This window comes from Pseudomonas sp. NFR16 (assembly GCF_900108875.1).
Classification (GTDB): Bacteria; Pseudomonadota; Gammaproteobacteria; order Pseudomonadales; family Pseudomonadaceae; genus Aquipseudomonas.
This window is the reverse complement of sequence record NZ_FNYJ01000001.1, coordinates 1428116-1446565: the sequence shown is the minus strand read 5'-3', so window position 1 is coordinate 1446565 and position 18450 is coordinate 1428116. Positions and strand designations below refer to the sequence as shown.

Below are 18450 nucleotides of genomic sequence, written 5' to 3'. Positions count from 1 at the left end.
TGTCATGTCTGCCATGGTCGATCATCTGATCGCCGAGATTTTCAGTCTCAACGTCAAGTTGCTGGCCTGCCACGCGCGGCTGGCAGCGTCCACCGACAGCGAAGCCCTGCATGATCTGCGCACCACTGTGCGGCGGCTTCGCAGCGTGCTGCGACCGTTGCGCGGGTTGCCCGGGATGGATCAGATCGAAGAAGCCGCCAAGGGCGTCGGCGACCTGACCACGCCGTTGCGAGACATGCAGGTGCTGGCGGCGTTTCTCAGCGAGCAGGGGCTGGACCGGGCCGCACGCAAGCGCACCACCTTTCTGGATGCCGCGTGCCCGAACGTGGCGACATCCGCCGAGCTCAATCGGCTGTTTGGCGTGCTGGATCAGTTGCCGTCCTTTTTGCGCGCGCAGCAGCGCCACGGGCTGCTGCGCAAATTGCGCCAGCGCATCGAGAAACGCATGGACAAGCAATGGAAGAAGCTGCGCGAGGCCATGGCCGATCCGGACCATGACCGTCATCGCCTGCGCCTGCTGATCAAGCGTGTGCGCTACGCCGCCGAGGCTTACCCCGAGCTCAGCCATCAGCCCAAGGGCATGCAGAAACGCCTCAAAGCCGCACAAGGCGCACTCGGCGACTGGCACGATCATCTGCAGTGGCTGGAGCAGGCGCGCCATCACCCGGACCTGGCCCCTTGCGTGGCCGGATGGGAGCTGGCGATTCACCGCGCCGAGGAAAAATCCGACCGGGAACTGGAGCGTCTGTCCGACGCCTGTTTTGGTAAACGTCCCGGCCATTGATCTGAACTGTCCGCAGGATTGGCACTTATGAGCCCTGTCCTGCGGATCTTGCCTCGCTAACATCGGGAAATGTCCGACGCCCGCCCGCCATGGAGTGCGCATGAAGTTTTCCGAATTGCTCGACGCTGTACACGACCATCCTCAATCCGTCAGCGTGCCTTCATCCTGGTCTCAGGGTCGCTCGTGTTTTGGCGGCCTGATGGCGGCGCTGGTCTACGAGGCGATGCAGGCCAGGGTTGCGCCTGGTCGGCCGGTGCGCTCACTGGCGATTTCCTTCATCGGGCCGCCTGCGATCGATGTGCCGATTGCTTTCGAAGTCGAAATCCTGCGCGAGGGCAAGGCGGTCAGCCAGGTGCTGGGGCGCGCGATTCAGAACGGCGAAGTGATGACGCTGATACAGGGCAGCTTCGGTGCGGCGCGGGAATCATCGGTCAGCGTGAATGCTGAGCCTGCGCCCGCATTCAAGCCGGTGCTGGAGTCGCCCGCGCTGCCCTTCATCGCCGGCGCGATGCCGGAATACCTGCGGTTCATGGACATGCGCTGGGCGCTGGGCGGCATGCCGTTTTCCAATACGAAATCCCGGGCTATCGGCGGGTATGCGCGGTTGCGTGACGTCGAGGAAGAAGCGCTGACCGAAGCGCACCTGTTGGCGTTGGTCGATACCTGGCCGCCTGCGGTGCTGGCACATCTGGCCAGACCTGCGCCGGGCAGTTCATTGACCTGGACCATTGAGTTCGTGCAGCCGTTGCCGGCGATGACCACCCGCGACTGGACGCAATACAAGGCGGTGATCGAGCATGCACGTGACGGCTATGGTCATGTCGCGGCAGGGTTGTGGACGCCCAAGGGCGAGTTGGTGGCGATCAGTCGCCAGACGGTGACGGTGTTTGGCTGAGGGTGCGTTGGTCACCCTGCTTCGTTGACGTGAAACGACCTGCGTGGGCCACGCCCGAGACCTTACTGGGCTCGGGCTTTGATGGCCTGGGCCGCCACCAGACCCAGCGCGCCGATGGCGGCGGAGGTCACGCTCGCATTGAGCACGCCGTCGAGCAGCAGAAGGCCTGAGACGATCGACAGCGGGAACGCAATGGAAGAGACCACCAGATTCGACGAGAGGCCGGACTTGCTCGCAGCGCTGAAAAAGTCGTCGATGTGCAGGTTGGCAATGAACTTGGGCATGATGCTGACCCTCCGTAAAAACTAATAAGAAGTGTTTTCGATAGAGTCAGCATAGGCTCGACAGTTCAGCTCGGCGAATCGACGTTCGCTATGGCCGTGATAGGGCGCAGCAGTGTCAGTCAATCGTGGTCGCGGGCGTTGCCGCTGGTGGATCGATCATCAGCCACGCAATTGCAGCTGGCCGATGGCTGAGTTCAGCGCGCCGGCGAGTGTCGCCAGTTCATCGCTGGTGCTGGCCGAATCCAGCGTCTGGCGCACGGTGCGCTCGGTGACGTCACGGATACTGACCACTGCCCGGTTCATCTCTTCAGCCACCTGACTCTGTTGCTGCGCGGCAACGGCGATCTGGGTATTGTTCTCACGCATCTGCGCCACCGCCTCGGTGATCGCGGCCAGCGCCTGCCCGGCCTCGCGTGCATGCTGCACGCAGTCATCGGCCTTGTACGAGCTTTCCTGCATGAAGTCCACGGCGTCACGGGTGCCGGCCTGCAGCGCCGAGACCATCGTGGTGATTTCATCGGTCGAGGTCTGTACGCGCCTGGCAAGGTTACGCACTTCATCGGCCACCACGGCAAAGCCGCGTCCCATTTCCCCGGCCCGTGCCGCCTCGATTGCCGCATTGAGTGCCAACAGGTTGGTCTGCTCGGCGATGCTGTGAATCACGTTCACCACGCCGTTGATCTTCTGGCTGTCCTCGGCCAGCCGCTGAATCATGCCCGCCGTTTGCTGCACGCCGCTGGACAGCCCCGCGATGGACGTCTGCACCCGATCCACGACGTCCTTGCCGGTTCCGGCCAGGGTGTCGGCGTTCTGCGACTGATCGCGGGTGGCGCTGGCGTGCTGGGCAATGTGATGGACCGTTGCCGTCATTTCATTGATTGCGGTGGCGACCTGATCGGTCTCGCTCTGCTGGCCCAGCATGCCTTGACGCACATCGCTCATGCCCGCTGCCAGGTGCACGGCGCCCTGATCCAGTTGCGCGGCGGACTGCGCCACGGTTGCGACAATGCGCTGATAACCGGCCTGCATCGCATTGAACGCCTTGGCCATCTGCCCGACCTCATCTTCACCGACCAGCGGCACCCGGGCACAGAGGTCGCCGCTTTTCTCGACGTGGAGCATCACGTCCTTGAGGGTATTGAGGTGGGTGAGCAGAAAACGGATCAGCAATTGCGATGCGCTGAGCATGGCCAGCATCAGGATGAACACCGCGATCGCGTAATGACTGAAGTGGTCGGCCAGCAGTTGCGGCAGGTCAGGCGCAGCAGCCAGCACTGCGACACGGCGGTCACCCAAGGTCACCACCTGAGCGCCGATCACGGGGACATCGTTCAATAACGCAGCGCCTGACAGCTCGATCCAGCCGCTGGCCTGTGCCAGTTCCGTCAGGGCCTGACCGTTGAGCTGTGGCGCCTGGCCCGCCTGGAAAATCAGCAGACCCTCCGCCCTCGGCAGCGGCTGGCCGACGGGCCAGGCCGAGAGCAGCGTCGCCTGGGACCGGGCCGCGTTACGTGCATCGTCGGCCCGGCTGCGTTGCTCAAGCTGCAGGGCATACAACACCAGCAGCAGGGTGGTCACGAAAGCGACGGCATTGACCGCCCAGAACTTGTATTTCAGGGAAATGTTGCTCAGCCAGCGGCTCATGATAAAGCTCTTCTGTGGATGCACGTGATAAGGCAAGGTGCCAGTATTTTCTCAACTGTGCAGGTCACCGGCGTTGATCTGCATCAAGGTTTCACCGGTGCACTTATGTTCATGGGAAAAGGACAGGCGTGCGCTGGCCTGCGAGGGCGACTGCTCAGTCGCCTCTGGCTCAGGCTGATCTTTAAAGAAGGTCAGGCAACCCGACGGATCGGGTGCGAAACGGCTGTATCAGTCCGTCAGGTTCGGCAATCCGAAGAATGCACGTGCGCACGCCGTTGTGTGGGCGGCGACATCGGCCTCGCTTTCGCCCCGGTGCAGGGCGACTTCGCGCAGCACTTCGGGCAGGTAGGCAGGTTCGTTCCGGCCGTTTTTCGGTTTTGGCCGCAACGTACGGGGCAGCAGGTAGGGCGCGTCGCTCTCCAGCATCAGGCGGCCACGGGGGATGTCGCGCACAAGCGGATGCAGGTGGGTGCCGCGTCGTTCGTCGCAGATCCAGCCAGTGATGCCGATATGCAGGTCCATGTCCAGATAATTGAACAGCGCACGTTTTTCGCCGGTGAAGCAGTGCACCACGGCCGCGGGCAGGTGATCGCGGTAATCGCGCAGAATCGCCAGCAGGCGTTCATCGGCATCACGCTCATGCAAAAACACCGGCATCTGCAAGGAGACGGCCAGTGCCAGGTGCGCCTCCAGCACCTTTTCCTGTTGCGCCCGCGGCGAGAAGTCGCGGTTGAAATCCAGCCCGCATTCGCCCACTGCGCACACCGGTTTTTCGTTCAGCAGGGCCTGCAACTGTTTCTCGGTTGCTGACGTCCAGGCGCTTGCCGAATGCGGATGGATGCCCGCGGTGCTGAACAGACGCTGGCCGCTTTCGTCCAGCTGGCGGGTCAGTTGCAGCGCCTGTTCGCTGCTTTCGACGTCAGTGCCGGTGAGCACCAATTGCTCGACGCCCGCGGCGTACGCGCGGTCCAGGACCTCGCGCTCCCGGTTGGCGAAGCTTGCGTTTGTCAGGTTGACGCCGATGTCGATTAATTGCATGGTGCTACCTCAGGCCAGAGGCCGAGAAGAATACCAGAGCCATTGAAGCGATAAAAAACAAGCAGGTTCAACTGCTTAGAATTATTAGATCCCTGTGAGGTTGCCAGTCGTGGCGCACGCCGCGGCGCAAGTGACTGTCCTGCACAGGCTTCAAGCCCGTATTTTCGGCCTTTTCCCGGAGCGTCAATGATCCGAGCCTCTCTGATCTCATTGCTGTGCCTGTTGCTGGTGCCCACCCACGCATCGGCTCGTCCTGCCGGTCCGCCAGTGGTGATCAAGAAAAACCAGGTGCGCGATCTGGCCGCCATTCGCAGCAGCAAGGTGTTGCGCGTGCTGGTCAATCAGAGCCGCAACAGTTCGGGTGAAGTGAAAGGCGAACCGGTCGGCATCGAATACTGTCGCTTGCAGGCGTTCGAGAAATACCTCAATGGCCACGCCCGCGATGGCCAGAAAATTACCCTCAAGCTCATTCCCAAAGCCAAGGATCAGTTGCTGGCCGCATTGCAGCGCGGCGAAGGCGATCTGGTTGCGCCGGGCGAATTGCTCGACGCCAGTGCCGCCCGTTATGTCGACGCCACCGAACCGGTCGCCAGCCACGTGCCGCTGGTGGTTGTCGGGGTCAAGGGCGAGCGCAGCTTCAAACACCCCGAGCAGCTTTCCGGGCGCACGCTGATGCTGACCAGCGGCAGCGCCGCCGACGCGGCAATCATTCAGCTCAACCAAAAGCTTGCGTTGCGCAAGCTGCCGCCGGTGAAGATCGAGTGGGTCGATCCCAGTCTGGCCGTCGAAGATGTGCTGGAGATGGTTCAGGCCGGGATCTATCACCTGACCGTGGTCGAGCAGCCCATTGCAGAGCGTTGGGCCAAGGTGATGCCCAGACTGCGGCTGGACCGGTCGGTGGCGCTGAGTGACCCGGGCGACATGAACTGGTTCGTGCGCAAGGACGCCGTGATGCTGCACGCAGCGGTCAACCGCTTCCTGGAAACCTACGAAGTGCCCGGCAATCAGGACGTGGCCTTCCAGAAGGCCTACAAGGATCTGTATCAGATCCACAACCCACTGGCGCGAGCCGATCGTCTGCGCCTGGAAAAGCTGCGTCCAACCCTGCAACTGCATGCCGATGCGCAGAAAATGGACTGGCTGGACCTGGCCGCGCTGGCGTTCAAGGAGTCGGCGCTCAACCCCGGCGCCAAAGGGGGCAGCGGCGCCACCGGCCTGTTGCAGATCACCCCGTCCGCCGCGCAGCGCGTCGGCGTTGGCAACATTCACGATGTAGACGGCAACGTTCAGGCGGCGAGCAAATACCTGGCGATGATTCGCCGCAAGTTTTTCTCCAGCCCGAAGATCAACGAGCGCGAGCGCATGGCGTTCACGCTGGCGGCCTATAACCTGGGGCCGGAGCGTGTACAGGCCATGCGCACCGAGGCCAGGCGCCAGGGGCTGAACCCGAACCAGTGGTTTTTTCAGGTCGAGCGGGTCGCGATGGAGCAGGGCGGCAAGAACGTCGTCAGCTACGTCAACAGCGTGAATAAGTATTACCTGGCGTATGACCAGGCGCGCAGTTCGCTGGAAGACCCTGACGCGCGTCCGCGTTAACGGGTATAGATTCGATAATTCGATGGTTTAGATGCGTTTTTTGCGATTTTCATATTTGTTAATCCGATTAAGATGGCGCCATTCTCTAACGCAAACGGAATTAGCTCCATGAACGCGCAACTCAAATCCCTGTTCACCACTCGCGCCGGCTTCGGCATCACCGCACTGCGAATCATCGTCGGCATCATCCTGATGGCGCACGGCAGCCAGAAGCTGTTCGGTCTGTTCGGCGGCTATGGCCTGGAAGGCACCGGCCAGTACATGGCCAGCCTGGGGCTGAATCCTGGCTATCTGATGGCGCTGCTGTCCGGTAGCGCTGAATTCTTCGGCGGTCTGGCACTGTTCCTCGGTCTGTTGGCACGTCCTGCCGCGCTGGTGATCATCGTGATGCTGGTGGTGGCGATCCTTTCGGTGCACATCCACAACGGTCTGTTCATGGCCAATAACGGTTATGAGTTCGGCCTAGCGCTGATTGCAGGCGCCGTCGCGGTGCTGTTCGAAGGTGCCGGTCGCCTGTCGCTGGACCGGCTGATCGCCAGCAAGTAACCCGGCTTCATCGCCTCTGTCGTCTCCTGGCCTGCTCAAGTCGGCGATCCCGAATCGCCGCCTCAGGCAAATCAGAAGACGACAGAGGTTTTTCGTCCCTGCCTGCAACGCCACCCAAAGCGCCAATTGACAATTCCCGTGCGGCTTCTCTAGGATGCCGCATGCGCCGATTTAAACAGCTACTTGCGGGGCGCCTGATGACGTGAAAACGCCGTCGAAATACCGCTAAAGCGCTGGTTCGGTGTTGCCTCTCACCGCTGCCCAGCGGAACACTGAGGCAGAGAAGACACTATGAGCAGTTACGCCAACCCGCGCCCCCTCGTTCGCCTGGCTCCTATCGCCAGTCAATTCAATCGTCGTAATCCGAAAATCCTTCTGGGCGGTTCCCATCAGCCGACGCTGCTGCGTTATCTGGATGGCTGGCCCCGTCGCCAGAACGGTCCTCATGCCTTGCTCATCCAGTTCATCGATGCAGGCGAGTCACTGGAGCGTTTCGCCAATGATCAATTCGACCTCGCTGTCATTCAGGCGCCAGCCGCAGTGCATGCCAACGCCGTGATTCATCACCTGACCCGCGTTGCCCGGCAGGGGCTGATTACACGCTGCTGACGGCCCGACGCATCGGCTGCAGCGGCCGGTCCGGATGCCTGGCTTTGTGTTGCGCGCGAATGCGGTTGGCGTGGCGGCAGTTGGCGATCAGCCCGCTGCGCAACGACCAGTCGGTGTTGATGATGAAAAAGTTCTGAATGAAGCTGTTCTCGTCGATCGATTCGAACCACTGATCCACCTTGTGGCTGAGGTCGGTGGGTGCGTGCAGGGGCAGTGAATACTTTGCGCATTGCACGGCGACCAGTGAATGCGCGGGCTTGTACTCGGCGGCCACCTCGTTGATGAACGCCTTCAGGGTGTTGGTGTTGAACAGGTTCTCGCCGGGCCAGCGCTGGCTGACGCCGCGCCAGAAATCATCACCGGGCGTGGTGTGGGCGTAGGCCAGCACCACGTTTTTGCCGGGATGATTGCCCCAGATTTCCTCCAGGGTCAGGGTGGATGATGCTCTGGGCAGCAGTCGCTGGCGCAGTCGATTGCTCAGCAACGCTTGCAATTCCTGGTGCGCCTGCGGGGTGAATCCGTCGAACTGGTGGAAATCGAGGATGATGATGTCGCGCGCCGCTGCGCCTGACGCTTCCAGTTCTCGACAGAAATCCAGCACGCGCTCGATGATGTCGACCGCAATGGTCCGGCCAGAGGATGACAGGTGAAAGAGCTGAAAGCGTCTGGGGTCGCCTTTCGGGTGTTTTCCATAAAACGATACGCGCAGGTCCAGCACGCGGATGCCCTGACGCATCTGTTCGAACGGAGACACGTCCTGAGCCAGTTCCTGCGGCAGGCCGAGATTGGGAGACAGCTTGTCGCTGCCTGAATTGTGTGTGCCTGGAAGGATCAATTCGTCGATGCGCAACGCCGCCAGGTGCGGGGTCTGCGCCATCCAGTCCAGATGGGCGGGATGCGGGTGAACGTTGTCGAGCGTGGTCATGGGTCATTCCTTTGACGTGTTGTCGAGCCTGATGAGCAAGGGCTCGAGCCGGTGGCTTGAAGATTCCTCACTGGAGTGTGGCTATCGGCCGCCGTGGGTCAATGGCCGTGGCGCCGACAACTGTTGCCTGATGTTTGCGAGGGGAGAAGTGCGGGTCGGATCAGGCGTTTACCTTCGCTTTCAGTAAACGCCGGGAAGGGGTGAATCGACAGCGGGGGACGCTGCGCCGGGAGCTGCAGCACAGCGTGTTCAGCGAATCGTCAGTACCACGCGGCCGCGCACGGGTTTGTCGTCGAGATGGTTGTGCGCCTTGCCGAACTGCTCGAACGGCCAGGTGCGATGAATGTCGGGTTTGAGCAGCCCCTTGGCCGTCAGGTCATTGATGACCTCCAGCGCGCGTTGCATCGCCGGCCCGTCCTGTTCGATTCCCGCTTCGGGTTTGCCGGTGAAGTTCTCCAGGCAGTGAACGAAGAACCGCATGTTCTTGCGGAAAGCCTGCAGGGCCGGGAAAGGCGTTTTGTTACCGCCGCGCAGGCCATACAGCACCAGGCTGCCTCGGGGCGCCAGCACATCGCCCAGCATTGACATCTGCATGCCGCCCAGACCGTCGAACACCGCTTCGATCCCCTGGCCTTTGGTGACGGTATCGATGCGCAGGCAGATGTCGTCCTCGTCGGTGACGATCACCCGTTCGGCGCCATTGGCCAGCAGGTACTCCCGGTCCTCGGCGTGCTGGGTGGCCGCGATCACCCGCAGGCCCAACGCCTTGCCCAGTTGCACGAAGGCGATTCCAGGGCTGTACGTGGCGTCGGTGATCAGCACGGTCTGGCCAGGCTGCACCTTCGCCAGGTCAACGAACGCGAAGTATGCCAGCAGCATCGGCGTGTAATGCACGCTGGCCTCGGTGGGCGTCAGCGTTTGCGGGTAGCGGGTCAGCGCATTGCGCGGCACCAGGACGTGATCGCCACAGACCGGATACTGGTTGGCGCTCATGGCCTTGAAGCTGGCGACCTTGTCGCCGACGTTCAGGTCCGTCACGTCAGCGCCGACGGCTTCGACGATACCGGCCATTTCGCTACCAAGGCCTGCGGGCAGGCGGACCTCGGCCAGGGCCAGGTTTTGCCGCCACAATACGTCGTCCCAGCTGATGCCGATGGCCTCGGTACGAACCAGCACCTCCTGAGGACCGGGCAAGCGGTCAGGCTGTTCTTCGCAACTCAGCACATCGGCTTTGCCGAAGCGATGAAATTTGATGGCGCGTGACATTTCAACCTCGACTCATTTGATTAGGGTTGTAATGACTGTATCGACGCGCGGGTTCAGGCACTATTTCTGTCGGTTGATACCCGACATGCCTGTTATCAATTCGAATGTGCGGAACTCGCAGGATTGCCCGTCACGTCGGGCGACGCTTGGGGGTTACCGCCCCCACGCCTCAAGTGCGCATTCCACGAACTGCCTGACCTTGGGCAAGCGGTAGCGGTCCTGAGGGTACATCAGCCAGAGCGGCCGGCTGGGTGGCTGATAATCCTGAAGCAACGGCACCAGCTTGCCGGCCTGCAGGTCGTCACTGATCAGCACATCCGGCAACATCGCCACGCCCATGCCCGCCAGTGCTGCCTGACGCAGCGCCGGCGAGCTGTTGACGATCATCGACCCGGACACTGGCACTTCCACGACGCCTTCGGGCCCGGTCAGCCGCCAGAGTTTGTCGGCGGCGCGCCAGTCGTCCCCGGCGGGATAGGCATACGCCAGGCAGTTGTGGTCGCGCAGTTCGGCGGCGGTTTCGGGCGTGCCGCACCGCTCCAGGTAATGCCGGGAGGCGCAGATGGTCAGCGTGTAGTCCTGCAAGGGCCGGGCGATCAGCGCGGAATTTTCCGGCACGCCCAGGCGGAAGGCGATATCGAAGCCATGCTCGACCAGATCCATCAGCTGATTGCTCAGGACGACTTCGGCCTTGATCTGCGGGTAGCGCTGGAGGAAATCGCTGAGCATCGGTGCCAGGCGTTCCGCGCCGAAAGCCGGCGCAGCGGTGATGCGTAACGTGCCGCCTGGCTGGGTTTGCACCTGTTCGGCCATGCGCTCGGCATCTTCCACCAACCCCAGCACGTCAATGCAGCGCCGATAATACTGCAGGCCGAATTCGGTCAGGCTCTGTCTGCGAGTGGTGCGCTGCAGCAGGCTTACCCCGAGACGCTGCTCAAGGGCTTTGAGGTGATTGCCTACCATGGTTGTGGACATTTCGCACTGGCGAGCCGCCGCAGTCATGCTGCCGCCATCGACTACCCTGACGAACACTGTCATCGCCTGAAAGAGGTCCATTATCAAGCCTCGCTTTAAAGTGACTCAAGAAAGTCGATCTTTATACAGCAATCGCGGCTAACGATACTGACATCACAACCTGTGATGGAGCTTTGCCAATGACTGCCGCCTGCCTGATGAACACCTACAAACCTCTGCCGCTGAGCTTCGTCAGAGGCCTGGGCGCGCGACTCTGGGACGCCAGCGGTCGCCAGTATCTGGACGCCGTCGCGGGCGTTGCGGTGACCAACGTCGGGCACAGCCATCCGTGGATTGTGTCGGCCATCAGTGAACAGGCCGGTCTGCTCCTGCACACCTCGAATCATTACCGCATCGACTGGCAGCAGCGGTTGGCGCACAAGCTCACCCGACTCTCTGGACTGGCGCAGGTGTTCTTCAACAATTCCGGGGCCGAGGCCAACGAGACGGCGCTGAAGCTGGCGCGCCTGCATGGGTGGGCCAAGGGCATCGAACAGCCGCTGGTGCTGGTCATGGACAACGCCTTTCATGGCCGCACGTTGGGCACCTTGTCGGCCAGCGACAACGGCACGGCGCGCCTGGGTTATCAGCCGATGTCCGGTGAATTCATCAAGGTCGCGTTTGGTGACATGGCCGCCGTCCAGCGCGCAACGAGGACCTACGGCGAGCGCCTAGTGGCGGTGCTGCTCGAACCGGTTCAGGGGGAGGGCGGCGTGATGCTGCCGCCACCGGGCTACCTGAAGGCATTGCGCGCGCATTGCAGCAACAACGGCTGGCTGATGATGCTTGACGAGATTCAGACCGGCATCGGCCGCACGGGGCGCTGGTTCGCTTTCGAACACGAGGGTATCGTGCCCGACGTCATGACATTGGCCAAAGGCCTGGGTAATGGCATTCCCATCGGCGCGTGCCTGGCGTCCGCCGCCGTCGCGCGTCTGTTCACGCCGGGCAGCCATGGCAGCACCTTCGGCGGCAATCCGCTGGCCTGCCGCGTCGGCTGCACGGTGCTGGACATCGTCGAACAGCAAGGCTTGCTGCACAACGCCGCTGAGCAGGGCGAACGCCTGCTGCGCCGCCTGCGTGAATCACTCGGCAGCCATCCGAACGTAGTCCGCATCCGTGGGCTGGGGTTGATGATCGGCATCGAATTGAACCAGCCGATTCGCGATTTGTGCCTGACGGCCGCGCAGGAGTTCGGCGTGCTGATCAACGTCACCCGCGGCCAGACCATCCGCCTGCTGCCGCCACTGGTGATCGATGAGACCGATGTGGAGATGATCGTTGCCGGGATCGCCGGCGCGCTGGGATGACCCGGCGCGCGCGTGCTCTGTCTGCACTCGCCACGGCATGAGGAGCCGCAGCGCGTCGGCCGATCATTGTCCGCCGGACAGCTCGATGATCATCGCGGCCGTCAGGTACAGCCGTGGCGCGATGCTGGACAGGTCGGCGTATTCGTCGTCGGCATGCAATCCCGCGCCGACGACGCCCATGGTCTCCAGCACCGCCGGTTTCTGGCTGTCGGGAACGTAGGCATAGCCGGCGTCGGTGCCGAAGCGCATGGCGATCGGTTCGAGGTTGCGGCCGATCTTGCCGTAGAGGGTTTGCGCGGTTTTCGCGAGGTTTTCGGTGGCCGGGTTCTTCACCAGCGGCGGACGCCCCTTGTCCAGACGGAACGTCACCTCGGTGCCGTCAATCAGTCTGCTCTGCACAATGCGCTGACCATCGGCAAGCACCCGGTCGGATTCGCTCAGATCGGAATAGCGCATGTCGCCCTCGGCGGCTGCGCTGGACGGGATGATGTTGCGCTTTTCGCCGCCCTTGATCAGCGTCCAGTTCACCGTGGTGCCTTTGGCCGGATCGCCGAGGTCCTTCAGTTGTACCAGCTGATGGGCCAGCTCCATCGCGGCGTTACGCCCGGCCTCCGGCGCGGAACCTGCGTGGGACGATTTGCCTTTGACGTCGACGAAGACGCCGTTGATGCCGTTGGTCGCGACGGTCACGGCGTGTTTATCCGGCGGCTCGAAGGAGAACACGTAATCGTTTTGCGCCGCCAGTTCGGCAATGAGTTTCTTCGAGCCGGCTGAGCCCGTTTCTTCATCGGGGTTGAACAGCACCGTGATGCTGCCGAAGTCTTTGAATGTCTGATCCTGCAGCAACTTGAGGGTGTGCAGCACCATGGCCACGCCGCCTTTGGCATCGGCAACGCCCGGGCCGTAGGCGTGTTCGCTGTCGACACGGAAGGGCCGCCTGGCGGCAGTGCCCGGTCCGAACACGGTGTCGTAATGGATCATCAGCAGGAACGATTTGCTGCCGTTGCCCTTGATAGTGCCGACGATATTATCGCCAGCGGAAGGCGTCGCAGGCGTGGTCTGCACGCTTGCCCCCAGCGCCTTGAGCCGCTCGACCAGGACTGCGCTCACGGTTTTCAGACCGGCCGCCTGTCCGGTGCCGGTGTCGATATCGACCAATTGCTTGAGTGTGGCCAGATACGGCTTCTGTTCGGCCTCGGCTTTCTTGAGTAAGGCGTCGGCGGAAAATTCGGCGGCGAAAGCGTGGCTGCCGAGCAGTGCAACCCAGACAGAAGCGGCCAGAGCGGTACGTCGAACGAGCATGCTGGATCCCTCAGATGATGTGCGAGTGAGGTTGTGATACCCGATGCGCGCGGGTTGTTCCCCGCCGATTGAACGCTGACGCATGCGAGGCATCCTGCTCGGCTGGGGAGAACAGCGTAACGCCGCGCGCTTTCCCGTGCCGATCGCCGTAGAATCGCGCTCCTGAGAAGCGGTTTTCGAGGTTGCAGCGGTGGATTTACAGCAGGGTTTTGTCCTGACCCGGCATTGGCGTGATACCGATGCAGGCACTGAGGTGGAGTTCTGGCTCGCCACCGACGACGGCCCGCGTCAGGTCCGCCTGCCGCTGCAGACCTCTGTGGCGTTCATTCCCGCGGTGCACCGCGAGCGCGCCGAAGCCGTGCTGCGCAACGAGAAAGACGTTGAACTCAAGCCGCTGCAGCTGTGTGATTTCCGGCATCGGCCGGTGCTCGGCCTGTACACGCGCCAGCATCGACAACTGATGAATCTGGAAAAGGATCTGCGCAGCGCCAGCGTCGACCTGTACGAAGCCGACGTGCGGCCGCCCGAGCGATACCTGATGGAGCGTTTCATCACCGCACCCGTGCAATTCAGTGGCACGCCGGACGAGAACGGCGTGTTGCTCGACACCCAGATGAAACCGGCGCCCGATTACCGTCCGCAGCTGAAACTGGTGTCGCTGGACATCGAGACCACCGAACGCGGCGAGCTGTATTCGATCGCGCTGGAAGGCTGCGGCGAACGTCAGGTTTACATGCTTGGCCCGCCCAATGGCGACGCTTCACAGGTCGATTTCGCGTTCGAGTACTGCGACAGCCGCGAGGTGTTGCTGGAGCGACTCAATGACTGGCTGGCGTTGCACGATCCGGACGCGATCATCGGCTGGAATGTCGTGCAGTTCGACCTGCGGGTGCTGCACGAACATTCGCGGCGGTTGAACGTGCCGCTGCGCCTCGGCCGTGGCGGCGAGGTCATGGGCTGGCGCGAGCACGGGGCGCGCAACAGCCACTTTTTCGCCTCCGCCCCCGGACGCCTGATCATCGATGGCATCGAGGCCTTGCGTTCGGCGACCTGGAGTTTCCCTTCGTTCAGTCTGGAAAACGTCTCGCAGACCTTGTTGGGCGAAGGCAAGGCCATCGACAACCCTTACCAGCGCATGGACGAAATCAACCGCATGTTCGCCGAGGACAAGCCTGCGCTCGCGCGTTACAACCTGAAGGACTGTGAGCTGGTGACGCGCATTTTCGCCAAGACCGAACTGCTCACCTTTTTGCTCGAACGCGCGACGGTGACCGGCCTGCCAGCCGACCGCAGCGGAGGATCGGTGGCTGCCTTCGAGCATCTGTACATGCCGCTGATGCACCGGCAGGGCTTCGTCGCGCCCAACCTGGGCGAGCGCATGCCGGAAGCCAGCCCCGGCGGATTTGTCATGGACTCGCGACCTGGGCTGTACGAATCGGTGCTGGTCCTCGATTACAAGAGCCTGTACCCCTCGATCATCCGCAGCTTTCTCATCGACCCGGTGGGATTGATCGAAGGCGTCAAGCACCCCGATGACAGCCTGTCCGTGGAAGGCTTTCGCGGCGCACGGTTCTCGCGCACCCGACATTGCCTGCCCGCCATCGTCGCCCGGGTCGCCGAGGGGCGCGAGGCCGCCAAGCGCGAGCACAATGCGCCGCTTTCTCAGGCGTTGAAAATCATCATGAACGCCTTTTACGGCGTACTGGGTTCCAGTGGTTGCCGCTTCTTCGATACGCGTCTGGCGTCGTCGATCACCTTGCGCGGGCATCAGATCATGCGCCAGACCCGGCAGCTCATCGAAGCGCAGGGCTACGAGGTGATTTATGGCGACACCGACTCCACGTTCGTCTGGCTCAAACGGGCGCACGGGCAGGAAGAGGCCGCGCAGATCGGCAAGCCGCTGGTCAGCGGCGTCAACGAGTGGTGGCGCGAACACCTGCGCGCTGAATTCGGTCTGGAAAGCGCGCTGGAACTGCAATTCGAAACCCACTTCAAACGGTTCCTGATGCCCACGATTCGCGGCGCGGAAGAGGGCAGCAAGAAGCGTTATGCCGGGTTGGTCACCCGCGCCAACGGCGAAGATGAAATGGTCTACAAGGGCCTGGAAGTCGTACGCACCGACTGGTCGCCACTGGCACAGGCGTTTCAGCAGGAGCTTTACCTGCGCATCTTCAATCGGCGTCCGTATCAGGATTATGTGCGTGACTATGTGCGGCGCACGCTGGCGGGTGAGTTCGACGATCAACTGATCTACCGCAAACGCCTGCGCCGGGCGCTCGACGACTACGAACGCAACGTGCCGCCGCACGTGCGCGCCGCGCGGATCGCCGACGACTACAACCGCAGACAGGGGCGACCGCTGCAATATCAGAATCGTGGCTGGATCAGCTACGTCATCACCGTCGCAGGTCCCGAACCGCTGGAGGTGCGCAGCGCAGCCATCGACTACGACCACTACATCACCCGCCAGCTGCAACCTATCGCCGATGCCATCCTGCCGTTCGTGCAGGACGATTTCGCCACCTTGATCGGCGGCCAGATGGGGCTGTTCTGAGGTCGGCGAGGGGGCTTTCCGCAGCGCGCGGAGTGACGGCACAGCTTTTGCTTTGCTAGCAATAAATATCCAATAGCTAGCAATTTAAAAAGGGCCTGCCTCATGATTGCGACTTCTCGCCGCGCTGTCATCACCACTCCACACGCCGACGCCAGTGCCGCAGGGCTGCAAATTCTGGAGGCCGGCGGTACGGCGATCGATGCAATGCTGGCGGCCAGCGCGATGCTCAGCGCCGTGTTTCCGCACATGACCGGTCTGGGCGGCGATGCCCTGTGGATGATCCACGACGGCGATGTGCGCACCATCATGGGGATCGGTCAGGCCGGGGGGCGTTTGCCCGAGGCGGGCAGCATCGGCGTGCGCGGGCCGAGCTCAGTGGCCACGACCGCCGGCGCCCTCGCCAGTTGGCAGACGGCGGCGAACATCAGCCGCCATCAATGGGGCTCGCGCATGGGCTGGGCGGACCTGCTCGCAGACGCCGCTGACACTGCGCAGGCAGGCGTGGCCGTGTCGCAATCGCAGTTGTTCTGGCAAACCCTGCGTCAGCCGCTGATCGAGCAGTTGCCCGATCTGCACGCCCTGTGCAAAACCGATGGCCGCTGGATGCAGGAGGGCGACAGGTTGCGTCAGCCACAGCTGGCAAATACGTTGCGGCACCTGGCGCGCCACGGCGTCGAGGATTTCTACCGCGGCGAGTTGGCAGAGGCGTTCAGTGAAGCGTTCGCAAGGCTCGACTGCGGGCTGACGGGCGCTGATTTGCGCGCCACTCAGGCGATGGAGGTGGCGCCGCTCAGCGTGCGTTATCGTCAGGGGCAGCTGTTCAATGTGGCGCCGCCGAGCCAGGGGCTTTACACCTTGCAGGCGATGGCGTCCCTGCAGCACAGGCCGCTGGCCGACATCGCCAATGGCAGCGCAGCGTACTATCACCGGCTGGTCGAAGCGATCAAACAGGGCTTGCTCAGGCGCAATGCCGAATTGTGCGATCCGGCTCACGGACAGTGGGATTTCGCCGCGAGTCTGTCGCCAGCAAGCATCCAACGCTACGCCGCCGCGATCGACGATCAGCGCGCGGCGCCGTGGAACGAGCCTGGGCTTCCCGCCGACACCGTCTGGATGGCCGCCACCGACGAACAAGGCCGCACGGCTTGCCTGATCCAGAGTCTGTTCCATGACTTTGGTTCAGGCTGCATCCTGGGCGATACCGGCGTGCTGTGGCAGAACCGTGCGGCCGGCTTCAACGCCGATCCGACCCATGTCAACGGCTGGGCACCGGGCAAGCGGCCGGCCCATACCCTCAACCCGTCATGCTATCTGGCGGACGATGGCCGCCGCTTTTTCTTTGGCACCCAGGGCGGCGACGGTCAGCCGCAAACGCAGATGGTGCTCGCCACCCAGCTGATCGACTATCGCCAGCCCATCGACCGCGCACTGAGCACGCCGCGCTTTTTGCTGGGGCGCAGTTTCTTCGACAGCACCGACAACCTGAAGCTGGAAAGCGACATCGGCGCCGATACCGCCATCGGCCTTGCGCAGCGCGGCCACGACGTGGAGATGATCCCTGCGCAGAGCCCCATGACCGGGCACGCCGGGATCATCAGTATCGATCGCGACGGTGTCCGCCATGCCTTGCATGACCCACGCGGCGAGGGCGTCGGTCTGGGACTGCGCGATTGATTGCCGTGCCTCGGGCGCTGGCGGATAATGCCGCCCGTTGCCCGCCCGCGTCCCGTGGCGCGCGTGGCATGAGGTTCTCCGTACAGATGAGGAATGGATGGGCTTGAGCACAGTCACCGCCAAACAGCTTGAAGTTCAGCGCATCGTCGATGCGTTGTACAAGGCTATCGCCCAGCATCGTCTGCCGCCCGGCACGCGCTTGATCGAAGCGCAGATCGTCGAAACCCTGCAAGCCAACCGCAACCATGTGCAGGCCGCGCTGCAACGCCTTGCCCTGCAGAAGGTGGTGACCATCGAGGCCAATCGCGGCGCGATGGTCGCCCAGCCGACCGCCAAGGAGGCGCGGGACATCTTCAGCGCCCGTCGAGCCATCGAGCGGGCAATTGTTGAATCCATCACCCCTGCGATCATGCGCAAGCAGCGCCAACGCGTCGCCACTCACATGAACAATGAGCGCAAGGCAACCAACGACACCGATCGCCGGGCCATCGTGCGTGAGCTGAGCGAGTTTCACCTGATGCTCGGCGCGATCTGCGGCAACACCGTGCTGAGTGAAATTCTCGGCAACCTCATGGTCCGCAGCTCGCTGATCGTGGCTTTGTACCAACGCAATGACGTGCCGTCCTGTGCGTCGGACGAACACCAGCAGATCATTTCCGCGCTGGAAGCCGGTGATCACGAGAAAGCCGTCGCCGTCATGATCGAGCATCTGGACGAACTGGAAGGGCAACTGGCCCTCGAGTCCGCAGCCCCCGCCGAATTCAACCTCAAGCAGGCATTGAAGGACTGAACCCCGCGGCCAGTTTCACGACTGCTTCGCAGCCGATCGCGGGCAAGCCACGCTCCTACAAGGGTTATGCGGCGCTGACGGATTTGGAAATGGGCGCGATACCTGTGGGAGTGAGCTTGCTCGCGATCTGCCGGGTACCGGCAGCAAAACCGGTAAATGCGTTCTATCAGACAAACCGCGGAGGCTGATTCACGACTGCTTCGCAGCCCATCGCGGGCA

The 18450-nt window shown here is 62.6% G+C and carries 16 protein-coding genes and 1 pseudogene; 9 read left to right on the top strand and 8 right to left on the bottom strand.

Going from position 1 to position 18450, the window contains the following annotated elements; translation table 11 throughout:
* Window positions 1-4 precede the first annotated feature (4 nt).
* Window positions 5-784, top strand: a complete 780-nt coding sequence (locus BMZ10_RS06555) for a CHAD domain-containing protein (protein ID WP_093459188.1) — start codon at window positions 5-7, stop codon at window positions 782-784.
* Window positions 785-884: 100 nt separating this feature from the next.
* The gene (locus BMZ10_RS06550) at window positions 885-1679 is read left to right on the top strand and encodes an acyl-CoA thioesterase (RefSeq protein WP_093459187.1); all 795 of its coding nucleotides are present in this window, start codon (window positions 885-887) and stop codon (window positions 1677-1679) included.
* Window positions 1680-1741: 62 nt separating this feature from the next.
* Here BMZ10_RS06550 and BMZ10_RS06545 read toward each other — a convergent pair whose 3' ends face one another.
* The 4 genes and pseudogenes from BMZ10_RS06545 to BMZ10_RS06535 all read right to left on the bottom strand — a co-directional run bounded on the left by BMZ10_RS06545 (window position 1742) and on the right by BMZ10_RS06535 (window position 4645).
* The gene (locus BMZ10_RS06545) at window positions 1742-1963 is read right to left on the bottom strand and encodes a hypothetical protein (RefSeq protein ID WP_093459186.1); all 222 of its coding nucleotides are present in this window, start codon (window positions 1961-1963) and stop codon (window positions 1742-1744) included.
* A gap of 159 nt (window positions 1964-2122) precedes the next feature.
* Entirely contained in the window at window positions 2123-2884 is a 762-nt protein-coding gene (locus BMZ10_RS28230) for a methyl-accepting chemotaxis protein (protein ID WP_371265949.1), read from the bottom strand.
* Between the two features lie 114 nt (window positions 2885-2998).
* Window positions 2999-3151 (bottom strand): annotated as a pseudogene (locus BMZ10_RS28225) (HAMP domain-containing protein); the annotation flags it as partial.
* Between the two features lie 684 nt (window positions 3152-3835).
* A complete protein-coding gene (locus BMZ10_RS06535; RefSeq protein ID WP_093459184.1) occupies window positions 3836-4645 on the bottom strand; it encodes a TatD family hydrolase in 810 nt (269 codons plus the stop codon).
* A 186-nt stretch (window positions 4646-4831) separates the two neighbouring features.
* Here BMZ10_RS06535 and BMZ10_RS06530 point away from each other — a divergent pair, with 186 nt between their 5' ends.
* The 3 genes from BMZ10_RS06530 to BMZ10_RS06520 all read left to right on the top strand — a co-directional run bounded on the left by BMZ10_RS06530 (window position 4832) and on the right by BMZ10_RS06520 (window position 7396).
* Window positions 4832-6241 (top strand): MltF family protein, encoded by a 1410-nt coding sequence (locus BMZ10_RS06530; RefSeq protein ID WP_093459183.1) that lies wholly within the window; start codon window positions 4832-4834, stop codon window positions 6239-6241.
* Between the two features lie 108 nt (window positions 6242-6349).
* On the top strand, window positions 6350-6787 hold the full coding sequence (locus BMZ10_RS06525) for a DoxX family protein (protein WP_093459182.1): 438 nt from the start codon (window positions 6350-6352) through the stop codon (window positions 6785-6787).
* 291 nt (window positions 6788-7078) lie between these two features.
* A complete protein-coding gene (locus BMZ10_RS06520; RefSeq protein ID WP_093459181.1) occupies window positions 7079-7396 on the top strand; it encodes a hypothetical protein in 318 nt (105 codons plus the stop codon).
* Here the strand turns inward: BMZ10_RS06520 and BMZ10_RS06515 are convergent.
* The 3 genes from BMZ10_RS06515 to BMZ10_RS06505 all read right to left on the bottom strand — a co-directional run bounded on the left by BMZ10_RS06515 (window position 7383) and on the right by BMZ10_RS06505 (window position 10643).
* Window positions 7383-8321, bottom strand: a complete 939-nt coding sequence (locus tag BMZ10_RS06515; RefSeq protein ID WP_256214376.1) for a PI-PLC domain-containing protein — start codon at window positions 8319-8321, stop codon at window positions 7383-7385. The two genes, BMZ10_RS06520 and BMZ10_RS06515, sit on opposite strands and share 14 nt — an antisense overlap.
* A 249-nt stretch (window positions 8322-8570) precedes the next feature.
* A complete protein-coding gene (locus BMZ10_RS06510) occupies window positions 8571-9587 on the bottom strand; it encodes a zinc-dependent alcohol dehydrogenase family protein (RefSeq protein ID WP_093459180.1) in 1017 nt (338 codons plus the stop codon).
* A gap of 153 nt (window positions 9588-9740) precedes the next feature.
* Complete coding sequence (locus BMZ10_RS06505; protein WP_093459179.1) at window positions 9741-10643, bottom strand: LysR family transcriptional regulator; 903 nt, start codon at window positions 10641-10643, stop codon at window positions 9741-9743.
* 98 nt (window positions 10644-10741) lie between these two features.
* Between BMZ10_RS06505 and BMZ10_RS06500 the strand changes: the two genes are divergently transcribed.
* On the top strand, window positions 10742-11911 hold the full coding sequence (locus BMZ10_RS06500) for an aspartate aminotransferase family protein (protein ID WP_093459178.1): 1170 nt from the start codon (window positions 10742-10744) through the stop codon (window positions 11909-11911).
* A 63-nt stretch (window positions 11912-11974) separates the two neighbouring features.
* Here BMZ10_RS06500 and BMZ10_RS06495 read toward each other — a convergent pair whose 3' ends face one another.
* Window positions 11975-13213 carry a M20/M25/M40 family metallo-hydrolase gene (locus tag BMZ10_RS06495; RefSeq protein ID WP_093460084.1) on the bottom strand — a complete coding sequence of 413 codons (1239 nt, stop codon included), beginning with the start codon at window positions 13211-13213 and terminating at the stop codon, window positions 11975-11977.
* Between the two features lie 190 nt (window positions 13214-13403).
* Between BMZ10_RS06495 and BMZ10_RS06490 the strand changes: the two genes are divergently transcribed.
* The 3 genes from BMZ10_RS06490 to BMZ10_RS06480 all read left to right on the top strand — a co-directional run bounded on the left by BMZ10_RS06490 (window position 13404) and on the right by BMZ10_RS06480 (window position 18231).
* Entirely contained in the window at window positions 13404-15767 is a 2364-nt protein-coding gene (locus BMZ10_RS06490; RefSeq protein ID WP_093459177.1) for a DNA polymerase II, read from the top strand.
* A gap of 102 nt (window positions 15768-15869) precedes the next feature.
* Window positions 15870-17441, top strand: a complete 1572-nt coding sequence (locus tag BMZ10_RS06485; protein ID WP_093459176.1) for a gamma-glutamyltransferase family protein — start codon at window positions 15870-15872, stop codon at window positions 17439-17441.
* Window positions 17442-17538: 97 nt separating this feature from the next.
* The gene (locus tag BMZ10_RS06480; RefSeq protein ID WP_093459175.1) at window positions 17539-18231 is read left to right on the top strand and encodes a GntR family transcriptional regulator; all 693 of its coding nucleotides are present in this window, start codon (window positions 17539-17541) and stop codon (window positions 18229-18231) included.
* Window positions 18232-18450 lie beyond the last annotated feature (219 nt).